General features: G+C 60.0%; 10 protein-coding genes. 9 read left to right on the top strand and 1 reads right to left on the bottom strand.

The window, feature by feature from the left end:
* Nucleotides 1–217 precede the first annotated feature (217 nt).
* Together DWY95_RS11815 and DWY95_RS11810 are read left to right on the top strand one after the other, a co-directional pair.
* Nucleotides 218–550 (top strand): PadR family transcriptional regulator, encoded by a 333-nt coding sequence (locus DWY95_RS11815; protein WP_118553648.1) that lies wholly within the window; start codon nt 218–220, stop codon nt 548–550.
* Nucleotides 543–1223, top strand: a complete 681-nt coding sequence (locus tag DWY95_RS11810; RefSeq protein WP_118553647.1) for a hypothetical protein — start codon at nt 543–545, stop codon at nt 1221–1223. The genes DWY95_RS11815 and DWY95_RS11810 overlap by 8 nt, the downstream gene beginning before the upstream one ends.
* A 72-nt stretch (nt 1224–1295) precedes the next feature.
* On the opposite strand, the gene fba is transcribed toward DWY95_RS11810, so the two are convergent.
* Nucleotides 1296–2159: a class II fructose-1,6-bisphosphate aldolase gene (gene fba / locus DWY95_RS11805; protein WP_118553646.1), complete on the bottom strand. Its 864-nt coding sequence runs from the start codon at nt 2157–2159 to the stop codon at nt 1296–1298.
* Between the two features lie 611 nt (nt 2160–2770).
* Between fba and rlmB the strand changes: the two genes are divergently transcribed.
* From rlmB to DWY95_RS11770, 7 genes are all read left to right on the top strand, one after another.
* A complete protein-coding gene (gene rlmB / locus DWY95_RS11800) occupies nt 2771–3571 on the top strand; it encodes a 23S rRNA (guanosine(2251)-2'-O)-methyltransferase RlmB (RefSeq protein ID WP_097792007.1) in 801 nt (266 codons plus the stop codon).
* Between the two features lie 42 nt (nt 3572–3613).
* Nucleotides 3614–6301 (top strand): cell envelope biogenesis protein OmpA, encoded by a 2688-nt coding sequence (locus tag DWY95_RS11795; RefSeq protein WP_118553645.1) that lies wholly within the window; start codon nt 3614–3616, stop codon nt 6299–6301.
* 138 nt (nt 6302–6439) lie between these two features.
* Nucleotides 6440–6979, top strand: coding sequence for a rubrerythrin (rbr, locus tag DWY95_RS11790; protein ID WP_118553644.1), 540 nt, complete (start codon nt 6440–6442; stop codon nt 6977–6979).
* A gap of 226 nt (nt 6980–7205) precedes the next feature.
* The gene (locus DWY95_RS11785) at nt 7206–7904 is read left to right on the top strand and encodes a LytTR family DNA-binding domain-containing protein (RefSeq protein WP_118553643.1); all 699 of its coding nucleotides are present in this window, start codon (nt 7206–7208) and stop codon (nt 7902–7904) included.
* Between the two features lie 20 nt (nt 7905–7924).
* Complete coding sequence (locus DWY95_RS11780; RefSeq protein WP_118553642.1) at nt 7925–8590, top strand: ATP-binding protein; 666 nt, start codon at nt 7925–7927, stop codon at nt 8588–8590.
* 287 nt (nt 8591–8877) lie between these two features.
* Complete coding sequence (locus DWY95_RS11775) at nt 8878–10710, top strand: ABC transporter ATP-binding protein (RefSeq protein WP_118553641.1); 1833 nt, start codon at nt 8878–8880, stop codon at nt 10708–10710.
* Nucleotides 10707–12569, top strand: a complete 1863-nt coding sequence (locus tag DWY95_RS11770) for an ABC transporter ATP-binding protein (RefSeq protein WP_118553640.1) — start codon at nt 10707–10709, stop codon at nt 12567–12569. Before DWY95_RS11775 ends, DWY95_RS11770 begins: the two co-directional genes overlap by 4 nt.
* Nucleotides 12570–12775: the final 206 nt, after the last annotated feature.

Raw genomic sequence — 12775 nt, 5'->3', positions numbered from 1 at the left:
CAAGATAGTTAGCTGGAAACGGCTTGTGAAAATAGGTAGTCGCCGACTTGAACGAAACGCTCTAAGAGAAATCTTAGGGCGTTTTTTGTTGCACAAAAATGCGGTATGATCTTTAGCAGAAATGCGAACACAGCAGGGCTTGACAGAAACACTACTATGTAATACAATGTAGACAAGCTACTACGTAATACAAGATAGCGGAAAGGAGGAGTCCCCGGTGGAAAATAACACACAGCTTCTCAAGGGTATTTTGGAGTTCTGTGTTCTGAAACTCATCAGCAGAGAGCCGACCTATGGCTATGAGATCGTGATGAATCTGAAACAGGTCGGTTTTTCAGACCTGAGCGAAAGCACACTGTATCCGCTGCTGCTGCGGTTGGAACAACAGGGAAAGGTCACGGTAGAACGCAGACCTTCCCCCAAGGGGCCAAGTCGGAAATATTACGTTGTAACAGAGGAAGGGCGGCTGGCGCTGTTTGAGTTTCGGCAGGATTGGAGACAGCTCTGTCAGCTGGTGGAAAAAATTTTTAAGGAGGAGCCAGATGAATAAGTATTTTGCATTGCGAAAGACAAACCGGATGCGTACAAAAATGCTGACTGAAAAAAGCCAGGAACAGCTCAAAGAAGTGATCGCCTATCTGCGCAGTGTCACATTCGACATCTGTGGCGTAGAAGTCGTCCAGAGCGATCTGATCGACATCGCGATGCGAGCCAATGAAGAGGGCTGCGAGCTGTTCCAGTTTATTACGGACGCCGAAACCTTTGTGAATGAGGTGAAGCCGAGCATGAAGCCACTGCGCTGGCCCGATTTTCTGATCTTTGAGATCTCTGTGCTTTGCTTTTGGGGATACGGTGTCGCCTCACTGGTGATGACACCCTCAATTCTGGCGGTCGTGCCGGATTTCAAAATCGACGTTACGCTGGCTTCTCTGTTGCAGCTGTGTCTTTGTGTGCTTGGATTTTATTACCTCTATCGGAGCGCAATGGAGAAGGTCGGATTTCCGCCGAGAAAGCATCAGGTGAAGGCGGTGGCATTTACGGTACTCTATATTCTGGTGCTTTATGAAATCGGAAAACTCCTGCGTCTGGCGCTTGGGTCGATCGTTTTTGTCCGCATTCCGGTCTGGCCCTATACCATCGCGAATCTGCTGATCGGTGCGTTCTTTCTGTGGCTCCGGTTTGACCGTTATGGAAAAGATGCCCGGTTGGAAGAACGGGTGTAAAAGCGGCCCCGCCGCGTTGGAGATTCCAACGTTGCGGGGCCGCTGTGTTGTTCTTTGGTGGAGCGAGAGGATTTAGCCCTTGCCGGCGCAGCCGAACAGCTCGATCTTCTCCTTGCACTTGTCGATGATGGCCTGAGAGCCGGGAGCCAGCAGCTTGCGGGGGTCGAAGCCCTTGCCCTGCTGATCCTTGCCAGCCTCGATGTACTTGCGGGTGGCCTCAGCGAAGACCAGCTGGCACTCGGTGTTGATGTTGATCTTGGAGACGCCCAGGCTGATGGCCTTTGCGATCATCTCGTCGGGGATGCCGGTGCCGCCGTGCAGGACCAGGGGGATGTTGTTAGTGGCCTTGTGGATGCGGTCCAGAGCCTCGAAGTCCAGACCCTTCCAGTTGGCCGGGTAGACACCGTGGATGTTGCCGATGCCAGCTGCCAGGAAATCAATACCCAGATCGGTGATCTTTGCGCACTCCGCAGGGTCTGCGATCTCGCCAGCGCCCACGACGCCGTCCTCGACGCCGCCGATGGAACCGACCTCAGCTTCGATGCTCAGGCCCTTGGAATGTGCCAGAGCGACCAGCTCCTTGGTCTTCTCCACGTTCTCCTCGATGGAGTAGTGGCTGCCGTCGAACATGATGGAAGAGAAACCGGCTTCCACGCAGGCCTTGCAGCCTTCGTAGGTGCCGTGGTCCAGATGCAGAGCAACGGGAACGGTGATCCCCATGGAATCGACCATTGCGCTGACCATCGCAGCAACGGTCTTGAAACCGGTCATGTACTTGCCGGCACCCTCGGAGACGCCCAGGATGACAGGGCTCTTCATCTCCTCGCAGGCGGTCAGCACAGCCTTGGTCCATTCCAGGTTGTTGATGTTGAACTGGGGCACACCGTAGTGGCCGTCGCGTGCCTTGATGAGCATTTCGGTTGCATTTACCAACATTATTCATTACCTCCGCAAATTCATATTATTGGGGTGAAAAGTCGTTTGAGAATGCGACTTTGCGTATCCCTTAACGAACCTGTAAGGCTAGTATACCCCAAACAAACTATAAAATCAATCCAAATTTTCAACATGGTTTCCCGTTCGTCAAAATGATGTTGGAGATTGTGGCAAAATGCGGGAACGAGACGTTCAAAAAATAGTCATATTTCCGACTTGAATTTTACAAAAAGTACGGCGGCTTCTGTACGGAAAATTTCCTCACGGTTGAAAACCAGGTGGAAAGTGTGGAATTCCACCCGGAAAGTGGGCGCAGATGCTTGATTTTTGAACACTTTCAACGGAGTTTTCAACATGTGGAAAAGAAAAGCCTGTTTTACAAAGTGTATATGGACTCGAATGTGGAAAACTTTTGCCGAAAAAAATATACCGATAAAATGACAAGGGGGCTGCCCTCTGCCGGCCGGAACAAAATTCAGGCGGGAAAAAAGGGGAATCCTATGGCAAAGGCGGGGCGGTTATGTTATACTTTACTATGACACTCTGTCGAATTTCGTAAACAGTGAAACAAAAAGGGCCTGTCCCTTTTCGATAAATGGAAGGAGAACACAATGGACGAACAGAAAATGCCGCGCCGCCCCCGCCGCGCTGCGGAGGACACGCCGAAGAATGAGAGCCTGGTCTACGGCAAGAACCCCGTGACCGAGCTGCTCAAGAGCGGCTCCGGCGTGGATACGGTGCTGCTGGCCGAGGGCATGGCCCCCGCTGTGGCGGCGTACTTCACCGCCATGGCCAAGGAGGCCGGGGCCACCGTCAAGCGGGTCCACCCCAACAAGCTCCGCTTGATGACCGGCACCGAGAGCCACCAGGGTGTGGCTGCGTTTGCCAGCGAGATCGAGTATGCCACGGTGGAAGACCTGCTGGCGGCGGCCAAGGCGAAGGGGGAGCCGCCCTTCCTCGTGCTGAGCGACGGCATCGAAGACCCCCACAATCTGGGTGCGGTGATGCGCAGCGCACTGCTCTGCGGTGCCCACGGCATCGTCATCCCCAAGCGGGGCGGCGCTTCCGTGACCCCCACCGTCATCAAATCCAGCGCCGGTGCTGCGGAGCGCCTGCCCGTGGCCCGTGTGGCCAACATCGGCGAGACCATCCGCCGCCTGAAGGACCAGGGCGTTTTCGTCTACTGTGCCGATATGGACGGTGTGCCCCTGCGCAAGAATAACCTCACCGGCCCCATCGCGCTGGTGCTGGGCAGCGAGGGCAGCGGCGTCTCGCAGCTGGTGAAAAAGCTCTGCGACGGCGTGGTGCGGCTGGATATGGCCGCACAGGGCACCGGCGTGGACAGCTTCAACGTCTCGGTGGCGGCTGGCATCATTTTGTATGAGATCCAGAGCCAGCGGGCAGGCGAATAAACGCGGACTGCTCCGCAGAGATTGAGCAGGGAGGTACAACGAATGGCGAAGAATGATGCCCGTAAAAACGGCTTTGAAAAAACGAACCCGGAGGACCTCGCAGCCAAGGAAGAAAAATTCCGCACTTTTTTCAGCACCAGTGTGGCGCAGGTGCCCGATGAGATGAAGCACCGGGACGACGAAAAGCAGGAGCCTGCAAAGCAGAAGACCCAAAGCAGCATCCTGGGCCGCATCCTGGGCCGCGCCAAGGAGGAGGCAGAGCCTGCCTCCGAAAAGCCTGCCATGCCGCAGGAACTTCCGCCGACGGGTGAGATCCGGCTGGGCGGGGAGGACGAGGCCGCGGAGCCGAAGGCCGATCTGGAGCTGGCCGCAGATTTCTTTGTGGCAGAGGAGCCGGAACTGCCGGTGCAGCCTGCCCCAGCCGCACCGGCCGAGCGGAAGTCGGCTGCCGAAAAGCAGCCCGCTCCGCAGCCGCAACAGCCGAAATATGAGAAGAACTATGTGCGCGGCCCGCTGACCCCGCAGGAGCAGAAGGAACATGCCGAGATGCAGGAACTCAAGGCCCTGCTCTTCCCGGCCCCGAAACCGGCCCGGCCCGAAGCGGACACGCCTGCCCCGCAAGAGGTGTTGGGCGTCGAGACCGCCGCATTAGAGGCCGAGGAAAAGGCCTGCGCGGCCATGCCGAAGATGGTCTTCGCCGAGGATCGGACCCGCAGGCCGGAGCCGGAAGAGGCCCGACCGGAGCCGACCCAGCCCTTCCGCTTCTTTGGGGAAGGCGACGACGAAGCCGCGCCTGCGGCCCCCACGCGGGAGACGCCGCCCAGCATGGACGACAGCATGAGCATCCCGTTGGTAGGCCTTGAGGAGGAACCGGAAGCGCCGGTCTCCGCACTGGATGCTGCACCCGCCGAAGCTGCCCAGCCTGCGGAAGCGGCTGCAAAAGCCGCGCCCGGCGAAGCATCCGCAGCCGAGACGCCTGCGGCCCCAGCAGAGGAAGCTGCCGAAGAGTCCATCCCCGAAACCGTGGGCGAGAAACTGCATAAGATGAGCGCAGAACTCACGCTGCGCTGTGTGCTCAGCGGCATCCTGGCTGTGGTGCTGCTCCACTTCGGGCTGACGGCGGCGGGCCTGCTGGCACCCATTGCCTCGCTGGACCCGGTCGTTGCTCCGGCGGCATTCTACGCCGCCAACCTGCTGGTGCTGGCTGCGGCGCTGGCCGTGGCCTACCCCGTCCTGCGGGACGGCCTGAGCGGCCTGAAAAAAGACCGCCGCCCCAGTGCAGACACCATGCCTGCACTGGCCGCCTGCGGTGCGGCGCTGGAAGCCGCCATCGCCCTGCTCAACGCCAGGAGCTACCAGACGTCCAGCTGGACGCTGCTGTCCGGCATCGCGGCGCTGGGGCTGTTCATGGCCCTGCTGGGCAGCCGGGTGCAGCTGGCCGCTGTGAAAAACGGCTACGACCTGGCCACCAAAGACCCGGCCGGGCTGCAGGGGGCGTTCCGGGTCAAGGACAAAGACCTGATCCGGATGCTTGCCCGCAGTCTGGACGAAAAGGACCCCTGGGTCCTGCTCAGCCGCCCGGTCCAGTGGGACGACGCCCTGCTGGAACAGAGCTTTGGCGAGCGCACCAGTGAGCGCCGCGCCCGCAAGACGTCGTACATCCTGCTGGGGGCTGCGGTGCTCAGCGGTCTGGTGTTCCTGCTGTTCGGCGGCGGGCTCAACGGCATGGCTGCGGCCATGACCGCCATGCTCTGCATGGGCGCTCCGCTCTCCTCCACGCTGGTGGCCGGTCTGGCCACCCTGCGGCTGCAAAAGAGCGCTGCCGCTGCCGGTGCGGTCATTCCCGGCTGGGCCGCGATCGAAGAACTGGGCGGTGTGGATACCGTGCAGGTGGACGCCGACGAGCTTTTCACTGCGGACAGCGTGAATCTGGAGGACATCCGCATCTTCAAGGGGGGCCGCATCGACCGCGCCATCCTCTATGCGGCCAGCATCCTGAACCAGAGCTGCGAGACTCTGCGCGGCCTGTTCCGCCAGATCATTGAGGACCGCACCGACATCCTCTACCCCGTCAAGGATCTGGAGACCCACTACGGTCTCGGCTTTGCGGCCTGGTGCGATAACAACCGTGTCCTGATCGGCAACCGCACCTATATGGAAAAGGAGGGCGTTCCCGTGCCCGAAACGGAGTACGAGGAAGAGCACTCCCAGCATGGGACCTTGCAGATCTTGTATCTGGCGGTTTCGGGCAATCTCCACGCCATGTTCGTGCTGCGCTCCACAGGCGGGCGGAATGCGGCCCGCGGGCTGGAAGTGCTGCAGAAGGAGAACATCCGCCTTCTGGTCACCTGCAAAGACCCCAGCCTGACCGCCAGGCACATCACCGACGCCTACCATCTGCCGGAGGGCATGATCACCCTGCTGGAACAGGACCAGTGCGACGCCCTGAACGCTGCCCCGGCGCAGCCGGAGAACGCCGCCCGCTGCTGTATGCTGCACGATGAGGGCTTCGTCAGCCTCATCGGCGGTCTCCGCGCTGCCGAGCAGGCCCAGAACGCCGAGACGGCTGCCACCACGGTGCAGCTGGTGTCGGTCTGGTTCTCGGTGGCCATCGGTGTGCTGCTGACCTATGCGGGCAGCATCGGCACCCTGTCCGTTGCCGCCGTGCTGATGTATCAGGCTGCGTGGAGCGCCCTCAGCCTGGCTGTCTGCGCGCTGAAGCAGCACTAATTGAAAATGATTCTCAAAATAAATAGGAACTATTCTTGATTTTGAGCTCGAATTCTGCTATAATACTCTCAGAAGGAACGCCCCGGTTGCAGCCGGAGGCGAGCACATACACACAAACGATAAGGGAGAGCATGGATTATGGAACTCAAGGGCACCAAGACCGAGAAAAACCTGTGGGAAGCATTTGCAGGCGAGAGCCAGGCCCGCAACAAGTACACCTTCTTCGCCAGCGTAGCCAAGAAGGAAGGCTACGAGCAGTTGGCCGCGATCTTTGAGGAGACGGCCGCCAACGAAAAGGAACACGCCAAGATGTGGTTCAAAGCCCTGCACGGCGGCTCCATCCCCGACACCATGACCTGCCTGGAAATGGCAGCGGGCGGCGAACACGACGAGTGGACCGAGATGTACCCCCGCATGGCGAAAGAGGCCAAGGAAGAGGGTTTCCCCCAGTTGGCTGCGCTCTTCACCATGGTGGCTCAGATCGAAAAGGAGCACGAGGAGCGCTACCGCGAGCTGGCCGAGAACCTGAAGAACAATCAGGTCTTCGCCCGCGAGGAGCAGCAGGTTTGGCAGTGCCGGAACTGCGGCTACACCTACATCGGCAAGTCCGCACCCCTCAAGTGCCCCGTCTGCGCACATCCCCAGAGCTATTTTGAGCTGAAGAAGCACAACTACTAAGAACCAGCCGAAGAGGCTGCGATACTCCTTCCGTCATCGCTTGCGCGATGACACCTCCCTCAAAGAGGGAGGCTTTTCCGGCCTACCGCCACGCCAAGGCCCCCTCTCTGAGGGGGCTGGCACGGCAGCGCCGTGACTGGGGGAGTGTTGCAGCCTCTTTTTTTGTTGCAATCACACCGGAAATGTGTCATAATCGGAAAAAAGATAACAGAGGGGAGAGAACAGGATGGCGTATCGGGCAGCGGTGTGCGACGACAGCGCAGCGGATGCGGACTATGTGCGCGGCATCGTGGTGCACTGGGCAGAGCAGCGGGGCGTCGCGCTGGAATGCCGGGCCTTTTCCTCGGCGGAACAGTTCCTGTTCTGCTACGCAGAGGATAAAAACTTTGATTTATTACTATTGGATGTGGAAATGCCCGGCGCAGACGGTGTCACGTTGGCCAAAACGGTCCGGCAGGAGAACGAAGCCGTGCAGATCGTCTTCATCACCGGCTACTCGGATTACATCGCCGAGGGCTACGATGTGGCCGCGCTCCATTACCTGATGAAGCCGGTCCGCTCCGAAAAGCTCTGTGCCGTGCTTGACCGCGCGTGGGAGAAGCACCGCCGGAACGAGCGCTGCCTGAACCTTGAACGTTCCGGCGAGATGATCCGTCTGCCGCTGTATGAGGTGCGGTATCTGGATGTGCACCAGAACTATGTGACCGTCCACGCCAGACAGGACTATACCCTCAAGCGGACGCTGGCTGAGTTCGAGGCAGAGCTTGATGAGCAGTTCTTCCGGGTGGGGCGGGGGATGATCCTGAACCTGAAGCAGATCCGCCGCGTGACCAAAAAGGAGGTCGTTCTGGCGGACGGCACAGTGCTGCCCCTGCCGCGCGGCAGCTATGAGCCGCTGAACCGGGCCATCATCGAGAGGACATGAGGCAGAGGAAGGGAAAACAGATGCTGAAACTTTTTTCAAGGCTTTTGGATCACCGCATCGAAGCCTACCAGCGTGAGCTTATCGAGACGCATTACAAAGAGGTGGACAACATGTACCGCCAGATGCGGGGCTGGCGGCACGATTACCGCGGCCACATCCAGACCATGAAGGTCCTGGCGGCACAGGGGGATCTGGAAGGCATCCGGGCCTACCTTGACCAGCTGGATACCGACCTGAACACCGTGGACCTTGCGGTCAAGACGGGCAACGCCATGGCGGATGCCATCCTCAACAGCAAGATCTCCCTCGCGAAGAGCCGGAACATTCCGGTGCAGATCGATGCCCACATCCCGGTCCGGCTGAAGATGAGCGAGCTGGACCTCTGCTGCATCCTCGGCAATCTGTTCGACAACGCCATGGATGCCAGCGCCGCCCTGCCCGAAGCCGAACGCCTCATCCGGGTGTACATGGATATGAAAGGCACCCAGCTCTACATCTCGTTCACCAACTTCACGGCCAGCCAGAAGCAGACAAAACTTGCCGGGCGGTTCGCCACCACCAAGGGCGAGGGCCACGGCTTCGGTCTGGTGCGTATTGACGCCATCGTCGAAAAACTGGACGGCTACCTCAGCCGCAACAGCGAGGATGGAGCCTTCACGACGGAAATTTTGATCCCGCAAGTATGAAATTGGAAGGTGTTCCGTTGTACAACCTCTCAGTCTCGCTTGCGCTCGACAGCTCTCCTGGTAGGAGAGCCTCTGGCGAAACCGGAGACTTTGCGAGGACTGCCAAGGCCTCTCCTACAAGGAGAGGTGGCAATGCGAAGCATGGACGGAGAGGTTGTACAACGGAGAGGTTGTACCAAGGAAACCATTGCAATTCATCCCCCAAAATGAACCGTTCGTCCCCGATCTGTGCCGGGGACGATTTTTTGTGGTAGGATAGGCCCAGACGAACGAAAGGGGAATCCCACATGGAAACGGGAACGAACAAAACGAAGCAAAAACCCAAATACGACCTCTGGCAGATCACGGCCTATATGCTGGGCGTGGCATGGCGGGGCAGACATTGGACGGTGTTCACGGTCGGCCTCTCGCTGGCGCTGGTCACGGCGGGCAGGACCATCGCGGAGCTGCTGTTTGCCCCGGCGGTGCTCCGGGTGCTGGAACAGGGGATGGCGCTGGGCCGTCTGCTGGCGGTCATTGGCGGCTTTTCCGTGCTGCTGGTCGCACTGACCTTCCTGCAAAGTTATCTGAGCGAACGGAATCTCTTTGGAAAAATGAACGTCCGGGTCGATATCCTGGACCTCTCGGCCCGCAAGCGGGCCGGCACCTCCTACCCGAACCTGCTGGACAAGCGCTTCCTGGATCTGAGCGCCAAGGCCGACCGGGCCGGATGCACCAACAATGAGTCCGTCGAAGCATTCTGGGTGAGCTGGGGCGAGATCCTGACCAACCTCTTCGGCTTCGGGGCCTACCTGCTGCTGTTGTCCGGCCTGAACGCCTGGCTCTGCCTGCTGGTCTGCGCCACATCGGTCGTCAGTTATCTGGCGTCCCGGCGGATCAACGAGTGGGGCTACCGCCACCGCGAGGAGGAAGCCGGGTATGTGAAGCGGCTGGCCTACGTGCAGAAGGTCGCCACCGACCGGCAGTACGGCAAGGATATCCGCATCTTCGGCTTGCGGGAGTGGGTGGAAGAACTCTGGGAGAGCACGATGCGGCTCTACCACGGCTTCCTTCTCCGGCGGGAGACGGCCTACCTCTGGGCCAATGTCATCGACCTGGCCCTGCTGCTGGTGCGCAACGGCGCGGCCTATGCCTACCTGATCTGGCTGACACTGGAACAGGGCCTGCCGGTCTCGCAATTCCTGCTCTATTTCGGCGCGGCCACCGGTTTTGCCCAGTGGGTCAGCGGCATTCTGGAAAAGTTTGCAAAACTGCACAAGCAGTGTCTCGACATCTCTACCGTGCGGGAATTTCTCGAATATCCGGAACCGTTCCGCTTTGAGGACGGCCTCCCGCTGGAAAAGCGGCTGGATACCCCCTATGAGCTGCGGCTCGAAGGGGTCAGCTACCGGTACCCCGGCGCGGAGAAGGACACCATCCACAAGCTCGACCTGACCGTCCGCCCCGGCGAGAACCTCGCCATCGTGGGTCTGAACGGTGCGGGTAAGACCACGCTGGTCAAGCTGCTCTGCGGCTTCCTCGACCCCACCGAGGGCCGTGTCCTGCTCAATGGGCAGGACATCCGCCCGTATAACCGCCGGGATTATTACAAGCTGTTCGCGGCGGTGTTCCAGGATTTCTCGGTCCTGTCGGCCACCGTGGCCGAGAACGTGGCCCAGTGCCGCACCGGCATCGACGAGGCCCGCGTCTGGCACTGCCTGGACGAAGCAGGCCTGACCGAAAAGGTGCAGAGCCTGCCCAAACAGCTGGAAACGCAGATCGGCCGGGAGGTCTACGAAGACGGCATCGAGCTGTCCGGCGGGCAGACCCAGCGGCTGATGCTGGCCCGCGCGCTGTACAAGGACGCGCCTGTGCTGGTGCTGGATGAACCGACCGCCGCGCTCGACCCCATCGCCGAGAACGACATCTACCAGAAATACAACGAGATGACAGCAGGCAAGACCAGCCTGTTCATTTCGCACCGGCTGGCCTCCACCCGCTTCTGCGACCGCATCCTCTATCTGAAGGACGGCCGGGTGGCCGAGGAGGGCACCCACGAAGAGCTGCTGAAACGGGGCGGCGGCTACGCCGACCTGTTTGAGGTGCAGAGCCAGTATTACCGGGAGGAGAACGAAGCATGAGCGCATCGAACAAAACGATCACCATCCGGCAGGGGTGCCGGTACGCCTGGCGGGAGTGGAACATCTTCTGGAAGCTGTCGCCGAAGTTTTTCTATGCTACCTTTGCCAGTGCCGCCCTCACGGCGCTGAGCCCTTATGCCACGGTCTGGCTGTCGGCCCAGCTGGTGGGCGAACTGTCCGGCGGGCGGGACCCGCACCGGCTGATGGTCTGGGTGCTCTGGACCCTGGGCACGACCGCCGTGCTGACCCTTCTGCGCGCAGCGGCGCTCCACTGGAAGGAAGCGGAAACGGACGACCTCTGGCAGCGGCAGACCCGAACGTATATGGACAAACAGATGTCCCTCGACTACGTGGATGAGGACAGCCAGCGGGTCTATGACATGTACAGCCAGATCCAGCAGGACGCCAGGCTATCGGGTGCGGGCGGCACGATCTGCATTTTGCTGGTGGAAAAGATCGCCACGGCACTGTTCCAGATCTTGGGCGGCGTGGTGCTTTGCTGGGGGCTGTTCACCGCGGCGGTGCCGGATGGGCGGCTGGCCTTTCTGGGGCACCCGCTGTTTCTGGCGGCGTTCTGGGCCGTGATGGTCTGCACCGCCTGCCTGTCGCCCGTGTTCGCGGGGCAGGCGGCCAAATATATGCCGCTGCTACAGGAGTCCGGAAAGCTGGGCAACCGGATGTTCCACGTCCAGCTCACCCTGCCGGAAGAGCCGAAGAACGCCCCCGACCTGCGGATGTACGACCAGTACCAGAATGTCGTCAGCGGCTATATGGTGGGTCTGTGGGATGACTTCGCGAGGCTGCGCCGGGGCGCGATGGGGATCTTCCGGTCGGCCTCCTCGGCGGTGCCGGCGCTGCTGATGGGGCTGGTCTATCTCTTCGTCTGCCTCAAGGCCTGCGGCGGGGCGTTCGGTCTGGATGCCGTGACGCAGTACCTTGGTGCGGCCGCCAACCTGTTCCAGGGCGTTGTCACCCTTGTGAACATGCTGGCCGAGATGGAGATCAACGGCGTCTATATGAAAAACATCTTCGATTACCTCGACCTGCCCAACAACATGTATCAGGGCAGCCTGACCACCGAAAAACGGAGCGACCGCCAGTATACAGTGGAGTTCCGGGATGTCTCCTTCCGCTACCCCGGCAGTGCGCAGTACGCCCTGCGCCACCTGAACATGAAGTTCAAGGTCGGCGGGCGGCTGGCCGTGGTGGGGATGAACGGCAGCGGCAAAACGACCTTCATCAAGCTGCTCTGCCGCCTGTACGACCCCACCGAGGGGGTCATCCTGCTGAATGGAATCGACATCCGGAAGTACCGCTACGACGAGTACATGGACATCTTCTCGGTCGTCTTTCAGGATTTCCGGCTGCTGGCTCTCCCGCTGGGCCAGAATGTCGCGGCCTGCACCGGATACGATGCCGCCCGCGTGACCGACTGCCTGCAAAAGGCGGGCTTCGGGGAACGGCTGGCGGCGATGCCGCAGGGGCTGGACACGGCGCTGTATCAGGAGCTGGACGAGAACGGCGTGACCGTCTCCGGCGGTGAGGCGCAGAAGATCGCCATCGCGCGGGCTTTGTACAAGGATGCGCCCTTCATCATCCTGGATGAACCCACCGCCGCGCTCGACCCCGTGGCCGAGGCGGAGATCTACGCCAAGTTCAACGAGATCGCGGGGGACAAAACGGCCATCTACATCAGCCACCGGCTGTCCTCCTGCAAGTTCTGCGATGAGATCGCCGTCTTCGACCACGGTGAGGTCATCCAGCAGGGCACCCACGAGCACCTGTTGGCCGACCCCGCCGGAAAATACTATGAGTTGTGGAACGCACAGGCCCAATATTACACGGAGGAACCGGCTTAAAGACACGGTCCGGATGGGATTTTTTGCACAGTTTTTGCTGCAAAAAACTATGCGTTTCCACAAAAAGCGGCTCGAATTGTGAACTCTTAGGGCGAACGGCTTGAAAAGAATTTGCATCCTGTGTACAATGAAACGAAAGTGAGAACGATCATGACGCGGAAAAAGTACCTGTGTGCGGCACTCCAATTCTTTGAAGCGAAAAAGGA

The organism is Faecalibacterium sp. AF28-13AC (genome assembly GCF_003478405.1).
GTDB lineage: Bacteria > Bacillota > Clostridia > Oscillospirales > Ruminococcaceae > Faecalibacterium > Faecalibacterium prausnitzii_E.
This window is presented reverse-complemented; position numbering and strand designations above follow the sequence as displayed.